The sequence below is a fragment of the Methylomarinovum caldicuralii genome, from assembly GCF_033126985.1.
Lineage (GTDB): Bacteria > Pseudomonadota > Gammaproteobacteria > Methylococcales > Methylothermaceae > Methylohalobius > Methylohalobius caldicuralii.
This window is the reverse complement of the sequence record NZ_AP024714.1, coordinates 470588-488132: the sequence shown is the minus strand read 5'-3', so window position 1 is coordinate 488132 and position 17545 is coordinate 470588. Positions and strand designations below refer to the sequence as shown.

16 protein-coding genes, 1 tRNA gene and 1 pseudogene are annotated in these 17545 nt (G+C 64.5%); all 18 read left to right on the top strand.

All coding sequences use genetic code 11. From position 1 onward, the window contains the following. Position 1: 1 nt before the first annotated feature. Positions 2–973 (top strand): lysylphosphatidylglycerol synthase transmembrane domain-containing protein, encoded by a 972-nt coding sequence (locus tag MCIT9_RS02565; protein WP_317705864.1) that lies wholly within the window; start codon positions 2–4, stop codon positions 971–973. Then, positions 970–2259, top strand: coding sequence for an FAD-binding oxidoreductase (locus MCIT9_RS02560; RefSeq protein ID WP_317705863.1), 1290 nt, complete (start codon positions 970–972; stop codon positions 2257–2259). The genes MCIT9_RS02565 and MCIT9_RS02560 overlap by 4 nt, the downstream gene beginning before the upstream one ends. Continuing rightward, complete coding sequence (locus MCIT9_RS02555) at positions 2259–3002, top strand: SDR family oxidoreductase (protein ID WP_317705862.1); 744 nt, start codon at positions 2259–2261, stop codon at positions 3000–3002. The genes MCIT9_RS02560 and MCIT9_RS02555 overlap by 1 nt, the downstream gene beginning before the upstream one ends. Continuing rightward, positions 2999–3592, top strand: coding sequence for an HAD-IB family hydrolase (locus tag MCIT9_RS02550; RefSeq protein WP_317705861.1), 594 nt, complete (start codon positions 2999–3001; stop codon positions 3590–3592). The genes MCIT9_RS02555 and MCIT9_RS02550 overlap by 4 nt, the downstream gene beginning before the upstream one ends. Beyond that, the gene (locus MCIT9_RS02545) at positions 3583–4749 is read left to right on the top strand and encodes a glycosyltransferase family 4 protein (RefSeq protein ID WP_317705860.1); all 1167 of its coding nucleotides are present in this window, start codon (positions 3583–3585) and stop codon (positions 4747–4749) included. The genes MCIT9_RS02550 and MCIT9_RS02545 overlap by 10 nt, the downstream gene beginning before the upstream one ends. A gap of 1128 nt (positions 4750–5877) precedes the next feature. After that, a complete protein-coding gene (gene ltrA, locus MCIT9_RS02540; protein ID WP_317704536.1) occupies positions 5878–7212 on the top strand; it encodes a group II intron reverse transcriptase/maturase in 1335 nt (444 codons plus the stop codon). A 120-nt stretch (positions 7213–7332) separates the two neighbouring features. After that, complete coding sequence (gene tnpC, locus MCIT9_RS02535) at positions 7333–8793, top strand: IS66 family transposase (protein ID WP_317705859.1); 1461 nt, start codon at positions 7333–7335, stop codon at positions 8791–8793. Positions 8794–8886: 93 nt separating this feature from the next. After that, complete coding sequence (locus tag MCIT9_RS02530) at positions 8887–9567, top strand: hypothetical protein (RefSeq protein ID WP_317705858.1); 681 nt, start codon at positions 8887–8889, stop codon at positions 9565–9567. Between the two features lie 8 nt (positions 9568–9575). After that, positions 9576–9731 carry a hypothetical protein gene (locus MCIT9_RS02525; protein ID WP_317705857.1) on the top strand — a complete coding sequence of 52 codons (156 nt, stop codon included), beginning with the start codon at positions 9576–9578 and terminating at the stop codon, positions 9729–9731. Positions 9732–9770: 39 nt separating this feature from the next. Next, positions 9771–10271: a nicotinamide-nucleotide amidase gene (pncC, locus tag MCIT9_RS02520; protein WP_317705856.1), complete on the top strand. Its 501-nt coding sequence runs from the start codon at positions 9771–9773 to the stop codon at positions 10269–10271. Positions 10272–10277: 6 nt separating this feature from the next. Continuing rightward, complete coding sequence (locus tag MCIT9_RS02515; RefSeq protein WP_317705855.1) at positions 10278–11027, top strand: hypothetical protein; 750 nt, start codon at positions 10278–10280, stop codon at positions 11025–11027. 3 nt (positions 11028–11030) lie between these two features. Beyond that, entirely contained in the window at positions 11031–11579 is a 549-nt protein-coding gene (gene thpR / locus MCIT9_RS02510; protein ID WP_317705854.1) for an RNA 2',3'-cyclic phosphodiesterase, read from the top strand. A gap of 32 nt (positions 11580–11611) precedes the next feature. Then, positions 11612–12649 carry a recombinase RecA gene (recA, locus tag MCIT9_RS02505; RefSeq protein WP_317706685.1) on the top strand — a complete coding sequence of 346 codons (1038 nt, stop codon included), beginning with the start codon at positions 11612–11614 and terminating at the stop codon, positions 12647–12649. Then, positions 12646–13098, top strand: coding sequence for a regulatory protein RecX (locus MCIT9_RS02500; protein ID WP_422880203.1), 453 nt, complete (start codon positions 12646–12648; stop codon positions 13096–13098). The genes recA and MCIT9_RS02500 overlap by 4 nt, the downstream gene beginning before the upstream one ends. Further along, the gene (gene alaS, locus MCIT9_RS02495) at positions 13095–15701 is read left to right on the top strand and encodes an alanine--tRNA ligase (protein ID WP_317705852.1); all 2607 of its coding nucleotides are present in this window, start codon (positions 13095–13097) and stop codon (positions 15699–15701) included. The genes MCIT9_RS02500 and alaS overlap by 4 nt, the downstream gene beginning before the upstream one ends. A gap of 2 nt (positions 15702–15703) precedes the next feature. Then, complete coding sequence (locus tag MCIT9_RS02490) at positions 15704–16927, top strand: aspartate kinase (protein WP_317705851.1); 1224 nt, start codon at positions 15704–15706, stop codon at positions 16925–16927. Positions 16928–17034: 107 nt separating this feature from the next. After that, positions 17035–17211 (top strand): annotated as a pseudogene (csrA, locus tag MCIT9_RS13645) (carbon storage regulator CsrA); the annotation flags it as partial. A gap of 95 nt (positions 17212–17306) precedes the next feature. After that, positions 17307–17397 (top strand) — tRNA-Ser (locus MCIT9_RS02480). The last annotated feature ends 148 nt before the right edge of the window (positions 17398–17545 follow it).

The following is a 17545-nucleotide window of genomic DNA, read 5'->3' as shown; positions in this document are numbered from 1 at the left end:
GATGGCCCGCAACCGGCGCCTGACCGGCCTGATCCTGTCGGTGGTACTGGCTGCCGCCGGTTACCTGGCCTTTTCCCTGTGGGCCGGCTGGCGCGAGGTGCTGGCGGTGTTCCGCCAGGTGGAGGGGCCGGGGCTGGCGGTCCTGCTGGGGCTTTCGCTAACCAACTACCTGCTGCGCTTCCTGCGCTGGCAACTGTATCTGACCGCCCTCGGCCACCGTCCTCCTGTCGGGCTCAGCGCCCTGATCTATTTTGCCGGTTTCGCGCTCACCACCACGCCGGGCAAGGCCGGCGAGATGCTGCGCGGGGTGTTCCTGAAGGCCCGGGGCATGCCCTACGTCTCCAGCACCGCCGCCTTCGTCAGCGAACGTCTTTCCGACGTGGTGGCCGTGGCCCTCCTGGCCCTGGCCGGCGTCGGCCGGCTTTACCCGCCGGGGGAGCCGCTGGTGAAGTACGGCCTGGCGGCCATCGCCGCCGGCCTGGTGCTGCTGGCCGGTGCCGGCCGGTTGCGCCGGTGGCACGACAAGCTGCAACGCCACCCCGGCCGCCTGCTGCGCTTCGGGCGGCATCTGCTGGGCCTGGTACTTGACACTCGCCAGTGTCACCATCCCTTGCTGCTTCCCCCCGCCACCGGGCTGGGCCTGTTAGCCTGGTTCGCGGAAGGGTATGCCTTCTATCTGCTGCTGCACTGGCTGGGTTATGATGCCATCGACCTGGTGATCGCCTGTGCCATCTACGCCCTGGCCATGCTCGCTGGTGCGGTCAGCTTCCTGCCCGGCGGCATCGGCGGAGCCGAGGCCGCCATGACCCTGCTGCTGCTCTGGGTCGGGGTGGGCCAGGCCGATGCCGTGGCCGCCACCCTGCTCATCCGCCTGACCACCCTGTGGTTCGCCGTAGCGCTGGGAGCCGTGGCGCTGCTGGCCGGCGGCAAAGCCCTCAACCGACCACCCCAACCGTTGCCGCAAAGCCCATGATCCAGTCCTGGAACCGCTACCCCCGTGTCACCCACGCCCAGGTCATCGACCTGTGGGACCGCCACGCCCCGCTCCCCGGGACGGACCGTCCTTTACTGCCCCACGGCAACGGCCGCAGCTACGGCGATGTCTGCCTCAATGCCGGCGGCGTGCTGCTCCGCACCCGCCCCCTGGACCGCTTCATCGTCTTTGACCGTGCCACTGGGCGGCTGCGCTGCGAGGCCGGGGTGCTGCTCCGGGACATTTTGAACCTGACCGTGCCCCAAGGCTGGTTCCCGGCGGTCACTCCGGGCACCCAGTACGTCACTGTCGGCGGAGCCATCGCCAATGACGTCCACGGCAAGAACCACCATGTGGCCGGCAGCTTCGGCCATCACGTGCGCTGCCTCGAACTACTGCGTTCCGACGGCACACGCATGCTCTGCTCTCCGGAGAAAAACCCGGACTGGTTCCGGGCCACCGTCGGCGGACTGGGACTGACCGGCCTGATCACCTGGGCGGAACTGCAGCTGATACCCATCGCCAACCCGGCCCTGGTGACGGAAACCCACAGCTTCGCCACCCTGGACGGCTTCTGGGACCTGAACCGGGAACTGGAACGGCGCTGGCCCTACACCGTCGCCTGGATCGACTGCACCGCCCGCCTCGGCCGCGGCCTGCTGCTGGCCGGTGCCCATGCTCCCATGCAAGCGCACCCCTTCGCCTGGAGGTCTCGCTCCTGGCGCTTCCCGCTCGAGCCGCCCATCTCCCTAGTCAATTCCCTCAGCCTGCGCCTGTTCAACCAGATCTACTATCATCTGCCCCGGGGTAAGGGAAGACAGCTGAGCCACTATCAGCCCTTCTTCTATCCTCTCGACCGGATTCGGGAATGGAACCGCCTCTACGGCCGCCGCGGCTTCTTCCAGTACCAGTGCGTCCTGCCGCCGCAGGCAGCCCGCAAGGGGGTGGCCGAATTACTGCAGTGCATCGCCGCCAGTGGCAGCGGCTCGTTTCTGGCGGTGCTCAAGACCTTCGGCGACAAACCGTCTGCGGGAATGCTGTCCTTCCCCCGCCCCGGGGTCACCCTGGCCCTGGACTTCCCCAACCGGGGCCCTGAAACCCTAGCCCTGTTCCGGGAGCTGGACGCGGTGGTGCGCGACGCTGGGGGGGGCCTGTATCCGGCCAAGGACGCGCGCATGCCCGGGGAGTTATTCCGCCGAGCCTATCCCGAATGGGAAAACTTCCAGCGCTTCATCGACCCGCAATTTTCCTCCAGTTTCTGGAGACGTGTGACAGGAGAAGCCTGATGCAACGAATCGCCATCTTCGGCGCCACCTCCGCCATCGCCGGCCACTGCGCCCGCCTGTGGGCCGCCCGCGGCGACCACCTGGCCCTGGTGGGCCGCAATCCCGACAAGCTGGCCGCCCTGGCGGCCGATCTCCGGGTGCGCGCCGCCCCCGGCCAAACCATCCACACCTTCCAGGCCGACCTGGACCGGATCGACGACCACGAAGCCCTGCTGAACCGGATCGAGGCCACCCTGGGTCCTCTGGATGTCATCCTCGTTGCCCATGGCACCCTGCCGGACCAGCAGCGCTGTCAGAATTCGGTGACTGAAACCCTCAATGCCATTCACACCAACGCCCTCAGTCCCGTCTCCCTGCTGACCCTAGCCGCCAACCGCTTCGAGGCCCGCGGCCGCGGCACCCTGGCCGCCATCGCCTCGGTGGCCGGGGACCGGGGACGGCAGAGCAACTACGTCTATGGCTGCGCCAAGGGCATGCTGGACCTGTTTCTCCAGGGACTGCGCAACCGCCTGGCCAAAAAGGGGGTGGCCGTGGTGACGATCAAGCCCGGTTTCGTCGATACCCCCATGACCGCCGCCTTCCCCAAAGGCCCCCTGTGGGCCAAACCGGAAACTATCGCCCGCGGCATCGTCCAGGCCATCGACCGCCGACGCGACGAGGTCTATCTGCCCTGGTTCTGGTACTGGATCATGGGAGTGCTCCGCCATATCCCCGAGCGCCTCTTCAAGCGGCTTTCGCTGTGAAAACAACCGCCGCCCTGTTCGACTTCGACGGCACTTTGACCCGAGGTGACAGCCTGCTCCCCTTCCTGCGTCAGGTGCGGGGTCCTCTCCGGCTGGGAATGGATTTTGTCCGGACCTCACCCTGGCTGGCCGGCTACGCGCTCAAGCTGCTGGACAATGGCCGCGCCAAGGAAGCCCTGCTGGCCCGGACCCTGGGGGGATTGCCCTGGGAACAGGTCGCAGAACACGGGGCCCGCTTTGCCAAAGAACGAATCCCTGCCCTGCTGCGACCCGACACTCTCGAACGCCTCCACTGGCATCAAAGTCAGGGCCATCTCTGCATCCTGATCAGCGCCTCACTGGATGTGTATCTTAATCCCTGGGCTCAAAGCGCCGGCTTCGACTTCTGCCTGACCTCGGTCCTGGAACGGGACCGGCATGACCGCGTCACCGGCCGCCTCGTCGGCGGCAACTGTCACGGAGCGGAAAAGGTGCGCCGCATCGACACTCTGTTTGCACAGATCGGCCGGCCGGAGAAAATCTATGCCTATGGCGACAGCCCCGGCGACCGGGCGATGCTGGAACAGGCGGATGTGGGGATATGGGTATGATGCCCGACAGCAGAATAAAGGTTGTTTTGGCTACCGATGCGATTTTTAGCCCTCTCACTGGGGTGGGGCGTTATGCTTTCGAAATGGCAACCCACCTGTCTGAGCAGGCTGGGATTGGAAAAGTAAAATATTTCAACGGCATTGGTTGTAGCTCCACGCCAATCAAAGAACCTCCTCCCCGTTCCGATCAGGCCCGTGCTTTGCGTGCCTGGGCCCTGCATAACCGACTGGTAGTAGCCGCTTACCGCTTTCTGACCCCCGCTTGGCGCTGGGCGGTGCTACGCCGCTACGGCGATCATGTTTTCCACAGCCCCAACTACTTCCTGCCACCCTTTCCCGGCCCCAGGGTGGCCACCTTCCATGATCTCTCCCACGTGCGCCTCCCGGCATGCCATCCCCCCGAGCGCGTCCGCTTCATGGAACAGGAGCTTCCCATCACCCTGCGGCGCGCCGACCATATCATCACCGTCAGCGAATTCAGCCGGCGGGAAGTCATCGACCATTACGGCTGGCCGGCCGACAAGGTGACCGCCACCCCCCTGGCGGCCTCAGCGGAATATCATCCCCGCAGCCGGGAAACGTTGGCGCCGAAACTGGATGCCCTGGGGCTGGAACCGGGTGGCTATGCCCTGTTCGTCGGCACCATCGAGCCGCGCAAGAATCTCGCCGTCCTGCTGGAAGCCTATGCGGGGTTGCCGCTTTCCCTGCGTACCCGCTATCCCCTGGTCCTGGCTGGGGACCGGGGCTGGCGCAGCGAAGACCTGCACGCCCGCATCCAGAAAGCACAGCGCCAGGGCTGGGCGCGCTATCTGGGCTACGTGCCCGAGAAAATCCTGCCTGCTCTTTATGCCGGGGCGCGGGCGTTCGCCTATCCGTCGCGGTACGAAGGCTTCGGCCTGCCGGTGCTCGAGGCGATGGCCTCCGGGGTGCCGGTGGTCTGTTCCCATGCTGCCTCCCTGCCGGAGGTGGCCGGGGATGCGGCCCTGCAGCACGATCCCGACGATGTGAAAGGTCTGCGTGGTTTCTTGCGCAGGGCGCTCGAGGATGACGCCTGGCGGCGGGAGGCGATAGCAAAAGGGCTTGCCAGGGCCCAGACTTTCTCTTGGGAGCGGACGGTGGCAGAGACGGTGGCGGTATACCGACGGCTTTCTGTGTGATTTTCCTTGGAGGTTGAGAGACAATCGCAGATTCAATGATACCCCGCCCGACAATGTGCCTCGAATCCCGGCCGTGCGGGGTACGATCAGATTCGAACTGCCGATCAGCGGCAAATACCCGGCGCGTCGCGTGGTACGAGCAAGATTGTCTGTCCGGCAGAGTCAGGGTTTGGAGGATTGTGACAATATGAGCAACAGGGTGGTGATGACTGCTGCGACGTTTGATCGCTTTCTTTCCCTTGGGCTCGCCCTAGTCGGGCTGGGGATCGCTATGATTGCGCGATTAGGGCTGGAGTATCCTTGCTGTCCCACGGACGAGGGCAACTGGATCTCCATCCTCTACTACCTCGATGCGGGTATCGACTGGCCAGTGTCGGGGCCGGCCTATGTGGGCCTGCTGCGGTGGCTGGCGGCGGCTAGCGGCCTTCCCTACGAAACATTGATATCTGCCCTGGCGGTAGTCGGCGCCGCTTGGCTGCCACCACTGCTATATCTTTGTTACCGGTATAGCGGGTTAAATCTTCAGGAAGCCTTGGGCAGTGTGGGTACCCGTTCATTGCGCCAGGCCAAGCCTGGAGAAGGAGGAAGTTATGTAGAAGGAAAGACATCGCTGAAACCTTCAGAGCGACCTGACAGGTGCAAGTCCTGTCCGGCCAAGGCTGGCCACCAGCCGGAACCGAGTGTTGCGTGGTCGAGGAGCGATCCCGACTGCGAAGCGTACACAGGGGGCCTGTAGGCCGCGTGATGGAGCCTCGAAAGTACGGAATGCGGAGCCGACGTTGTTGAACGGACGGAAGGCAACAGGGGTGGTGCTGTACTGGCCTGGCATCATCCCTCCGCCGGGGTCGAAGAGCGGGGCATGCAGGGCAAGGGTCGCCCAGGAACCTGGGAGGGCTCGATCACTCCTTGCGGGAAGAGCGGTGCGGGCGCCGTGTGAGAAAAGGCCCAGGCCCATCGGAGCGGTGTCCGGCCGATGGGAGCGAACGGGACACGAAGCAGGGTACCGGCGCGCGAAGGCGACGAAGCGCGCTGGGAAGGTGATCGAGCAATCGGAGCCTGCCGATAGTACCTGGGAAGTCGGGGAACCTGCCCCAAGGGACCCGATGGAGGGAAGCGGCAGGTCGGACGATGGGGCTTTCGGAGGGACAGATGGCCGGGACATCGAGCCAGGAGAACATCTCAACACGACAACGGAAGCTAGCGGAACTGGCCCGGATCGAACCGAAGCTGGAACTGACCACGATTGCCCACCACATCGACGTGGTGTGGCTGGAAGAAGCCTGGCGGCGCACCCGCAAGGACGGGGCCGCCGGGGTGGACGGCGTGACTGCATCCCAATACGCAGCCGACTTAGAGGAGAACCTGACGCGCCTGCTGGAACGGTTCAAGACCGGCCGGTATCGGGCGCCTGCGGTACGGCGCGTCCACCTGCCCAAGCCGGGAACGGGAAAGACCCGCCCGATCGGCATTCCCACGCTGGAAGACAAGGTGCTGCAACGGGCGGTGCTGATGGCGCTGGAACCCATCTTCGAGCAGGACTTTCTCGACTGCGCCTACGGGTTCCGGCCCGGACGCAGTGCCCACCAGGCCCTGGAGAGGCTATGGGGCGGGCTGATGGCCATGGGCGGTGGCTGGGTCATCGACCTGGACATCCAAAACTTCTTCGACGATGTGGACCGGGACCGGCTGCGGAACTTTCTGGGGCAGAGGGTGCGCGACGGCGTGATCTGCCGCGTGATCGGTAAATGGCTGAATGCCGGTGTCATGGAAGGCGGACAGCTTCACTACCCCGAACAAGGGACACCGCAAGGTGGGGTGATCTCCCCACTGCTGGCCAACCTCTACCTGCATCACGTGCTCGACCTGTGGTTCGAGCAGACGGTCAAACCGCGACTGCAAGGCAGCGCCTTCGAAGTCCGGTTCGCCGACGATGCGGTCCTGGTGTTCAAACGGGAAGAAGACGCCCGGCGGGTATTGGCCGTTCTGGGCAAGCGCCTGGCCAAATACGGCCTGCGCCTGCACCCGGACAAAACCCGCCTGCTCGACTTCAGAAAACCCGGACGGAAAGGCCAGAGCTTCCAATACCTGGGATTCACCCACTACTGGGGACGCTCAAGGAAAGGGCGTTGGGTCGTCAAACGCAAGACCGCCCAAGCCCGGCTCAGCCGCTCCCTGCAGGCGATCAACCACTGGTGCCGGATGCACCGCCACTGGCCGGTTGCAGACCAACAAGCGGCCCTGAGCCGCAAACTCAAGGGGCATTATGCCTACTATGGGATCGTCGGCAACAGCCAATCGCTGGCCCGCTTCCTGTACGAGGTCAGACGGCGCTGGTACAAATGGTTGTCCCGCCGCAACCGGGAACGGATGAACTGGGACCATTTTGGGCGGCTGTACAAACGATACCCACTCCCCCCACCGCGCGTGGTTCACGGAATTGCCCGTTGCGTAGCGACGCCATAGTCCGAGGAGCCGGATGCCTTAATCGGGCACGTCCGGATCTGTGGGAACCGCGGGTGAGCAATCGCCCGCGGTCACCCGGCCGGTCTTGCCAAGTGCCTGAAGATTCAGGAGAATACGGGCATGGAAGGATTTGATCTGGACCTGAGCCGCCCACCTCCCTTGCCCGGGACGGTGGAGGAATGCCACCGGGTGATCGAAGCGCTTTGGCGGGCGCTGGGAGAATTTCAGCAGATCCAGGCGCGAGTGGAAGAACTGGAGGAACAGTTGGCCTTGGGGTCCGACAATTCCTCCCAACCACCTTCCCAGGACAGCCCGAAGAAGCGCGCCGAGCGCAAGGGCAAGCGACCGACGGGACGCAAGAAAGGGGCGCAGGTGGGACATCCCGGGCACGAGCGGGCTCTGGTTCCGGCAGAAGCAGTGGACGAGGTCCGGCATTACTTTCCCCATGGCCGCTGCGAGTGCGGTGGGTCGGTGGCGGTGCGGGGATTCCGTCCCCATCAGGTGTTCGACCTGCCCGAGATTCGTTACCGGGTGGTCGAACACCGGGTGTATGAAGGCCGCTGTGGGTGTTGTGGTCAGAAGCACCAGGGGCGGCTACCGGATGAGGTGCCCCGCGGCCAGATGGGACCTGGGCTGGTGGCGTGGATTGGCTTGATGACGGGGCGCTATCACCTGTCGCTGCGGGAAGTCGAAGCGCTGCTGGAAGAACAATGGGGTCTGAGATTCAGCCTGGGGGCGATCAGCCAGAGCCAGATCCCGCTGCAGGCGTGGCTGGGTCCGGTCTACAACCAGATTGGCGAAGCGGTCAGAAAAGCGCTGATCGCCCATGCCGACGAGACCCGCCACTACCGGGGCCGCAGCATCTATTGGCTGTGGGCGCTGACGACCGATCAGATGGCGTATTTCCTGACCCATTATTCCCGCGGCAAGGGTGCGGCCGGTGAGCTGTTGGGGGATTTCCAGGGAATCCTGGTGACCGACCGCCACGGGGCCTACAACGACCATCCCCAGGACTCACACCAATACTGCTGGGCGCATCTCATCCGCAACCTGGAACGGATCGCCGGGCGCAAGGGACAGGCCGGCGAAGATGGCGAACGCCTGCTCCGGGCCGCCCGCCTGACGGTTCACTACGGCAAGCTCTGGCAACAGAGCCATTACCCATCCGACCGCTACCGAAGGCGATTGGAACGCCTCAAAGCCCTCTTCCGGCGCGAACTGGAACAGGCCGCCCAAAGACATGGCGACAACAAAACCGGTCGCAGCTGCCGCAAGTTGTTGGACGATTTTCCCAGGTTCTGGACCTTCCTGGACCATCCCGGGGTACCGATGACCAACAACACGGCAGAGCGTGCCCTACGCCCCTATGTCATCTGGCGCAAGACCCGTTTCTTCAGCCAGTCGCATCGCGGTGACTGCTTCCGACCCATGATCCTGTCGCTGGTCGAAACCTGCAAGCGCCTCAAGATCGGCGTCTATCAGACCCTGCGGACCATCTGCGCCCAGGGCATGGCAGAGGGCGAGGTCACCTTCCGCCTGCCCCTGCCGGAACCTCAACCACTTCCAGTGGCAAGCCCGTGAACGGTAACCAGTGTGGTCTGGCTTTTCAGTACCAGCTACTTTCTCGCCCCTTTGCTGGAGGGGCGCCCTCAGCAGTGGGGAATGGGTCTTACGATGGCATCCTTCTTACTCTTTGTGGCTTTGCGGTACTGTCCTGCTCCTGCCCTCGCCCTGGGGTTTCTGGGGATTTACGGGGCGACCTTCCTGGTCCATCTGCTGAGCTTTCTGATCTTGAACGGCCTGTTGGTGGCGTATGGACTGTTAGAGCTGGGGAGGGGGCGGCGGCCGGGAATGGCCGAAGGCATGCTGCTGTTGGCAGGTCTGGTATGCCTTGAGGCTTTATGGTCCGACAGCGGACCCTACCGGGCGATGATGGCGGATCTGGCGAACTTCCACTTCCGCGCCTTGGCATGGCCATGGGTGGCGATGGCTGCCATCATTTCGGCTGCCGCCCTGATAATGGTTGGACGTTACTGGAAACGGCTGCAGGCCATATGCGTACTCCATCCGGTGCCGTGCTTGCTGGTGCTGGCAGCAATGCTGGCGCTTGCCTTTGCGGTTCAGGCGCTGCTGTTGCCGCCTGCTGCGCCTGCCTCTTACCAGGGGGATTTCTGGCGTTTCCTGATAGCGGAGAGCGGTAACCTCGTCTTTGCCCTCAGCTTCATCCGCGGTGGCTGGTTGTTGCTGCGGGAGGATAGGGGAACAGCGAGCTATGGAACTGCTGCCGCGATTTTAATGATAATGGGGGCAGGCGTACTCCTGCTTTCCCCTTGGATGGGGGCAAGAATGGCATGATCCGGGTGATGAACTATTGGACCGTGTTCGCCGCCCCCCTGGCTTGGCAGGGAGTCACCTCCCTGGGGACATGGGGGCGCTGGCTGGTGGTGGGCTGGTGGCCCGTTGGAGTGATGGTAAGCCTCGCCCACACGGTGCGTCCCCAAGGGTGGCTTGGGTGTTGAGATGGAGTGGACCACGCCTGGCGGCGGGAAGCGATAGTGATGAACCTTTCCAAACTTTCCCGGCAGGTGGGGGAGCGGCTGCGCGGCCAAGGACTGCTGCTGACCACGGCCGAATCCTGCACCGGCGGCTGGATCGCCAAGTGCATCACCGACGTGCCCGGCAGCTCCAGCTGGTTCGACCGCGGCTTCGTTACCTACAGCAACGCAGCCAAAATGGAGATGCTCGGCGTGAGGGCGGAGACGCTGGGTCGTTTCGGGGCGGTGAGCGAGGCGACGGTGCGGGAGATGGCCGCCGGGGCACTGGCCCGCAGCCGGGCCCGGGTGGCGGTGGCGGTCAGCGGGATCGCGGGGCCTTCGGGAGGGACGCCGGACAAACCGGTGGGCTCGGTGTGGCTGGCCTGGCAGATGAAGGGACAGGCGCCGGTGGCCCGTTGGTATCATTTCGACGGTGACCGGGAAGCGGTGCGCCGTCAGGCTGTTACGGCAGCTTTGCAGGGTATAATCGGGATTTGTGACAGGGTTTCCCCCGCACCGGACTGAATCGGTATGAGTCTGACTCAGGAAGATATCGAATTCATCAAGGCCCATCTTGGTGAGTGGCTGGCCGAGGCTTCGCTTGGCCGGCCTCCGGTAGTCTATGAAATCGAGTTGCGCGAGCGTCTGGTGCGGGTCGAGGAGGAGCTGAGCCATCAGCGTGAGCTGATCCAGCAAATCCTGGTGCAGATGGACAAGCGCTTCGAGCAGGTTGACAGGCGCTTCAATCAGATCGACAGGCAACTTGAGCAGCATGACAGGCGTCTGGATCAGGTCGACAGGCGTCTCGAGCAAACGGACAAGCGCCTTGAGCAGCTCGGCAGGCGTCTGGATCAGGTCGACAGGCGTCTCGAGCAAACGGACAAACACCTTGAACAGCTCGGCAGGCGTCTGGATCAGGTCGACAGGCGTCTTGAGCAAACGGACGAACATCTTGAACAGCTTGGCAGGCGTCTGGATCAGGTCGACAGGCGTCTTGAGCAAACGGACGAACATCTTGAACAGCTTGGCAGGCGTCTGGATCAGGTCGACAAGCGTCTCGAGCAAACGGACAAACGCCTTGAGCAGCTCGACAAGCGCTTTGATCAAGTCGATAAGCGTCTAGAGGAAGGCAACAGGCGCTTCGAGCAGGCACGTGCCGATGTGGAAATAGAAATTGCCCGGAGTCATGCCGCTTGGTTGAAATGGAGTTTTCTGTTCTGGCTCAGTCAGTTTGGTGCCATCATCCTGTTGCTGTGGCGCGTGTGGCCGGGGAGCCAGTGATCCGTGGAAGCCGGGACTCCCTCCAAAAGCCGCCTGTTCTTCGCCCTCTGGCCCGACGAGACGGTGATCGAGGCGGTCGAACGGGTGCGCGGGGAGCTGGGGCTGGATCAGGGGCGGCCGGTGCCGGAGGAGAACTTGCACATCACCCTGCTGTTTCTGGGAGACGTCCCCGACGAGGCCATCGATGACCTCAAGGCCCTGGCCGACCGCCTTGCCCTGGCACCCTGCGAAATCGTCCTCGACCGTCTGGAACATTGGGTCCGCCCCGCCGTCCTATGTCTGACCGCCTCCGAGGTGCCGGAGCCGGTGGCTGAACTGGTAAACCTGCTCAAACGCGGGGTGCGCAAGCTGGGGTTCAAACCGGAGAAGTGTCCCTTCCGCCCCCATCTGACCCTGGCGCGCAAGGTGCGGCGCCGGGTGGTGGAACGGCGGATCGAACCGGTCCGCTGGCCGGTGCGCGATTTTGTCCTGGTCAAATCGGAACGCGACGACCGCGGTTCCCGCTATACCATCCTCGGCCGCTGGCCCAGCAGCCGTGAGGCTGTGCCATAATTCCCCTATTTCCTGTTACGGAGACTGACATGCTGGACGAAAACAAACGCAAGGCCCTGAGCGCCGCTTTGCAGCAGATCGAGAAGCAATACGGCAAGGGCTCGGTGATGCGCATGGGCGATGCCGGTCTGGTGCGCGACATCGAGGCCATCCCCACCGGTTCCCTGGCCCTGGACATTGCCCTCGGCATCGGCGGCCTGCCCAAGGGACGCATCGTCGAGATCTATGGGCCGGAGTCCTCGGGCAAGACCACCCTGGCCCTGTCCACCATCGCCGAGGCCCAGAAACAGGGCGGGGTGGCGGCCTTCGTCGATGCCGAGCACGCCCTCGATCCGGCCTATGCCGAGCGCCTGGGCGTCAACCTGGACGATCTTTTGATCTCCCAGCCGGACACCGGCGAGCAGGCCCTGGAGATCGTCGACATGCTGGTGCGCTCCGGGGCGGTGGACGTGATCGTGGTGGACTCGGTGGCGGCGTTGACTCCCAAGGCCGAGATCGAGGGGGACATGGGCGACGCCCACGTGGGGCTGCAGGCGCGGCTGATGTCCCAGGCCCTCAGGAAGCTCACCGCCAACATCAAGCGCTCCAATGCCCTGGTGATCTTCATCAACCAGATCCGCATGAAGATCGGGGTGATGTTCGGCAATCCCGAAACCACCACCGGCGGCAATGCCCTCAAGTTCTATGCCTCGGTGCGTCTCGACATCCGCCGCACCGGCGCCGTCAAGAAGGGCGACGAGATTCTCGGCAACGAGACCAAGGTCAAGGTGGTCAAGAACAAGGTAGCGCCGCCTTTCCGCACCGCCCAGTTCGAGATCCTCTACAACGAAGGCATCTCCAAACTGGGCGAGCTGATCGATCTGGGGGTCGAGCACGGTCTGGTGCAGAAGTCCGGCGCCTGGTACAGCATCGGCAAAGAACGCATCGGCCAGGGCAAGGACAACGCCCGTCAGTATCTGAAGGAGCACCCGGAGCGGGCCGAGACGCTGGAGCGGCAGATCCGCGAGAAGGTGTTCGGGGTGCCTGCCGAAACCGGTGAAACGGCCCAGGCCGAGGAGAAAGAAGGCTGAGTCGAAGCGAAGATCGCGCTAAAATAGTCGATCTTTGCCTGAGGCTGCTGGCACGCCGCGAGCACAGCGCCCAGGAGTTGTTGCGGAAGCTGACGGCGCGGGGCTTCGATGCCGAATTGACCCGGGAGGTCATCGACGCGCTCCGGTCCCGCGGCTGGCAGGACGATGCCCGTTTCGTGGAAAGCTTCGTGCGCAGCCGCCTCCAGCGCGGTCACGGGCCGCTCAGGGTGCGCTTCGAGCTGCGCGGCAAGGGGGTGGACGATGCCGTGATCGAGGCGGTGCTGGCCGAGATGGCCCCCGACTGGTCCGAGGCCGCCGCGCGGGCCTGCCGGCGCAAATTCGGTGACGGGCCGGCTTCGGACCGCAACGAGTATGCCCGCCGCTGGCGTTTCCTGGCCCGGCGCGGTTTCGACAGCGAGCAGATTCGCAGCGTGTTGGACAAACCATGAAATTTCTGAAAACAGCCGAGATCCGAACCCAGTTCCTGGACTATTTCCGCCGCCAGGGCCACACCATCGTCCCCTCCAGCCCGCTGGTGCCGGAGCACGACCCCACCCTGCTGTTCACCAACGCCGGCATGGTCCAGTTCAAGGATGTGTTCCTGGGGCGCGAGACCCGGACCTACACCCGCGCAGCCTCGTGCCAGAAGTGCCTGCGCGCCGGCGGCAAGCACAACGATCTGGAGAACGTCGGCTACACCGCCCGGCATCACACCTTCTTCGAGATGCTCGGCAACTTCAGCTTCGGCGACTACTTCAAGCGCGAGGCGATCGGCTACGCCTGGGAATTCCTGACCAAGGGACTGGAGATCCCGCCGGAGAAACTGTGGGTGACGGTCTACGAGGAGGACGACGAGGCGGCTTCGATCTGGCTCGACGAGATCCGGGTCGATCCCAAGCGCTTTTCCCGCATCGGCGCCCCCGACAACTTCTGGTCCATGGGCGATGTCGGCCCCTGCGGTCCCTGCACCGAGATTTTCTATGACCACGGCCCGGAGGTGCCCGGCGGACCGCCCGGAACGCCCGAGGCCGACGGCGACCGCTACGTGGAAATCTGGAACCTGGTGTTCATGCAGTACGACCGCAGCGCCGACGGCACCTTGCGGCCCCTGCCCAAACCCTCGGTGGACACCGGCATGGGGCTGGAGCGCATCGCCGCGGTGCTGCAGGGCGTCCACAGCAATTATGACATCGACATTTTCCAGCATTTGATCCGGGCAGCCGCCAAGGTCGTTGGTACCGACGACCTTGCCAGCAGTTCCCTCAGGGTGATCGCCGACCACATCCGCGCCAGCGCCTTTTTGGTGGCCGAAGGCATCCTGCCCGCCAACGAGGGCCGCGGCTACGTGCTGCGCCGCATCATCCGCCGCGCGGTGCGTCACGGCTACCGCCTCGGCTGCCGCGACTTGTTCTTTTACAAGCTGGTGGCGCCGCTGGGCGAGGTGATGGGCGACGCCTATCCCGAGATCGTGGCAAAACGCGACCAGATCGAACGGCTCCTGCGCCGCGAGGAGGAACGTTTCGCCGAAACCCTGGAACAGGGCATGAAGATCCTCGAGGACAGCCTCAGGAAAATTCAGGGCAAACGCCTTCCCGGCGAGCTGATCTTCCGCCTCTACGACACCTACGGCTTCCCGGTGGACCTGACCCGCGATTTCGCCCTCGAACACGGCATCGAGCTGGATCTGGAGGGCTTCGAGCGCGAGATGGAGAAACAGCGCCAGCGTGCCCGTGCCGCCAGCGGCTTCGACGCCGGTCACCACAAGGTCATTCCCATCCACGCCCAGACCCGCTTCGTCGGTTACGACGCCCTGCGCTGCGACGCCAGGGTGCTGGCGCTGCTGAAAGACGATGCCGAAGCCGAGCGGCTCGAGGCCGGCGACAAGGGGGTGGTCATCCTCGACCGCACCCCGTTCTACGCCGAGGGGGGCGGTCAGGTGGGAGACAAGGGCCTGATCCGCGCCGGGGAAGGCACTCTGTTCCGGGTTGAGGACACCAAGAAGCAGGGCGACACCTGGCTCCATTTCGGCCACGTGGTTCAGGGGACGCTGAGCCGGGGCGCCGCCGTGGTGGCCGAGGTGGACGAGGAAGCACGCAACGCCACCGCCCTCAACCACACCGCCACCCATCTGCTCCACGCCGCCCTGCGCCGGCTGTTGGGCGAGCACGTGCAGCAGAAGGGGTCGCTGGTGGAGCCGGAGCGGTTGCGCTTCGATTTCTCCCACTTCGAGCCTTTGAGCCGGGCGCAGCTCGAGGAAATCGAACGCCTGGTCAACCAGCAGATCCGCCGCAACCTGGAAGTGAGCGCCGAAGTCATGGCCTACGATGCCGCGCTTGCCGCCGGCGCCATCGCCCTGTTCGGGGAGAAATACGGCGACCGGGTCCGGGTTCTCAAGGTGGGGGATTTCTCGGTGGAGCTGTGCGGCGGCACCCACGTGACACGCTCCGGCGATATCGGTTTTTTCAAGATCACCGGCGAGAGCGGGGTCGCCGCCGGGGTGCGCCGCATCGAGGCGGTGACCGGCGAATACGCCGTGCGCTGGGCCCAGCAGGCCGACCGTACCCTGCAGGCCCTGGGCGAGTTATTCCGCAGTCCGGTGGACAAGCTGGTGGACAAGGCGCGCCAGAGCCTGGAACACAGCCGCCGGCTGGAAAAGGAACTGGAACGCCTGCAGGCCAAGCTGGCGGCCCAGGCTGGCGGCGACCTGGCCTCCCGGGCGGTCGAGGTCGACGGCGTCAAGGTGCTGGCCGCCAAGGTCGAGGGCGGCGATCCCAAGGCGCTGCGCAACACTCTGGATCAGCTCAAGAACAAGCTCGGCAGCGTGGTCGTCGTCCTCGCGACCGAGAAGGACGGCAAGGTCACCCTGGTGGCGGGGGTGAGCAACGATCTGACTGATCGTCTCAAGGCCGGGGAGCTGGTCAACTTCGTCGCCCATCAGGTGGGCGGCAAAGGGGGCGGCCGGCCGGACTTCGCCCAGGCCGGCGGCACCGCGCCGGAAAAGCTGGATCAGGCGCTGGCGAGCGTGGTGGACTGGGTCAAGGAACGGTTCTAGTTATGGCATTGTACGTACACAAATACGGCGGCACCTCCGTCGGCACCGTGGAGCGGATTCGGCACGTGGCCGACAAGATCGTCCAGGCGCGCAGGCGCGGTGACGACCTCGTCGTGGTGGTGTCGGCCATGAGCGGTGAGACCGACCGCCTGCTGGGTCTGGCCAAGCAGATGCAGGAACGTCCCAACCCCCGCGAGCTGGACGTGCTCCTGTCCACCGGGGAGCAGGTCACCATCGCCCTGCTGTGCATGGCCCTGGAGGCCCGTGATTGTCCTGCGGTGTCCTATACCGGCGCCCAGGCGCGCATCCTCACCGACGCCGCCCACACCAAGGCGCGGATCCTCGACATCGACACCGCCAAAATCCGCCGCGATCTCGACCGGGGCAGGGTGGTGGTGGTGGCCGGTTTCCAGGGGGTGAGCGAGGAGGGGGACATCACCACCCTCGGCCGCGGCGGCTCCGACACCACCGCCGTCGCCCTGGCCGCCGCCCTTGATGCCGACGAATGCCGCATCTACACCGACGTGGACGGCGTCTACACCACCGATCCGCGGGTGGAGCCCAAGGCCCGCCGCCTCGACCGCATCACCTTCGAGGAGATGCTGGAGATGGCCAGCCTCGGCTCCAAGGTGCTGCAGATCCGCGCGGTGGAGTTCGCCGGCAAGTACAACGTTCCCTTGCGGGTGCTGTCCACCTTCGACGACGGCCCCGGAACCCTGATCACCTACGAGGAAGAGGACATGGAACAGGCCCTGATTTCCGGCATCGCCTTCAACCGCGACGAAGCCAAGCTGACCGTGGAGGGCGTGCCCGACCGTCCCGGCATCGCCGCCGCCATTCTCGGCCCGGTCGCCGACGCCAACATCGAGGTGGACATGATCGTCCAGAACGTCGCCGAGGACGACACCACCGACTTCACCTTCACCGTGCACCGCAACGACTATCCCAAGGCGCTGGAGATTCTGGAGGGGGTGCGGGAAGAACTGAACGCCCGCAAGGTCACCGGCGACGACTGCATCGTCAAGGTGTCCCTGGTGGGGGTGGGGATGCGTTCCCACGCCGGCATCGCCAGCAAGATGTTCCGGGCCCTGGCCCAGGAGGGGATCAACATTCGCATGATCTCCACGTCCGAGATCAAGATTTCCGTGGTCCTGGACGAGAAATATCTGGAACTGGCGGTACGCACCCTGCACGATGCCTTCGAACTGGACAAGGCGCCGGCGTAAGCTGCCTTGCCGTAGAAAATGGCGGTGTTATAATCGAATCCGGACTGCGGTCGCGCTGGACGCGTCACGCCAGGGCCGGCCCAAAGGCAACAGAAAGGACGATCCGTATGCTTATACTGACCCGCAGAGTAGGGGAAACGCTGGTCATCGGTGACAACATCACCGTCACCGTGTTGGGCGTCAAAGGCAATCAGGTTCGTATCGGCGTCAACGCCCCCCGGGACGTCGCCGTCCACCGTGAGGAAATCTACGAACGCATCAAGCGCGAACAGGGATCGGAAGCCGTCCAGCAGTCGCCTGCTTCCGAGCCGGAGACGCCGGACGTCGATTCCTCCGATCTGGAAGCCGGCCCGGAAGTCGAATAACCGCACGCAATCCCGGAGAGGTGGCCGAGCGGCTGAAGGCGCTCCCCTGCTAAGGGAGTATGGGTCAAAAGCCCATCGAGGGTTCGAATCCCTCCCTCTCCGCCATAAGTTTTGGAAAGACCCTGTTGGTCCGTTTGGAACCGCGGGGTTTTTTATGCCCCTATTTTATAATCCGCGGCCGCCGGGCCTGGCCGTTGTTGTCACAAAACCGATCATAAGATCGTCGCCTGTTTTTAACACTCTCCCCTCTATC

Coding starts and splice junctions, on each gene's coding strand:
- MCIT9_RS02565 (WP_317705864.1), top strand. CDS start 2: ATGGCCCGCAACCGGCGCCTGACCGGCCTGATCCTGTCGGTGGTACTG.
- MCIT9_RS02560 (WP_317705863.1), top strand. CDS start 970: ATGATCCAGTCCTGGAACCGCTACCCCCGTGTCACCCACGCCCAGGTC.
- MCIT9_RS02555 (WP_317705862.1), top strand. CDS start 2,259: ATGCAACGAATCGCCATCTTCGGCGCCACCTCCGCCATCGCCGGCCAC.
- MCIT9_RS02545 (WP_317705860.1), top strand. CDS start 3,583: ATGGGTATGATGCCCGACAGCAGAATAAAGGTTGTTTTGGCTACCGAT.
- ltrA (WP_317704536.1), top strand. CDS start 5,878: ATGGGGCTTTCGGAGGGACAGATGGCCGGGACATCGAGCCAGGAGAAC.
- tnpC (WP_317705859.1), top strand. CDS start 7,333: ATGGAAGGATTTGATCTGGACCTGAGCCGCCCACCTCCCTTGCCCGGG.
- MCIT9_RS02530 (WP_317705858.1), top strand. CDS start 8,887: ATGGCATCCTTCTTACTCTTTGTGGCTTTGCGGTACTGTCCTGCTCCT.
- MCIT9_RS02525 (WP_317705857.1), top strand. CDS start 9,576: ATGAACTATTGGACCGTGTTCGCCGCCCCCCTGGCTTGGCAGGGAGTC.
- pncC (WP_317705856.1), top strand. CDS start 9,771: ATGAACCTTTCCAAACTTTCCCGGCAGGTGGGGGAGCGGCTGCGCGGC.
- MCIT9_RS02515 (WP_317705855.1), top strand. CDS start 10,278: ATGAGTCTGACTCAGGAAGATATCGAATTCATCAAGGCCCATCTTGGT.
- alaS (WP_317705852.1), top strand. CDS start 13,095: ATGAAATTTCTGAAAACAGCCGAGATCCGAACCCAGTTCCTGGACTAT.
- MCIT9_RS02490 (WP_317705851.1), top strand. CDS start 15,704: ATGGCATTGTACGTACACAAATACGGCGGCACCTCCGTCGGCACCGTG.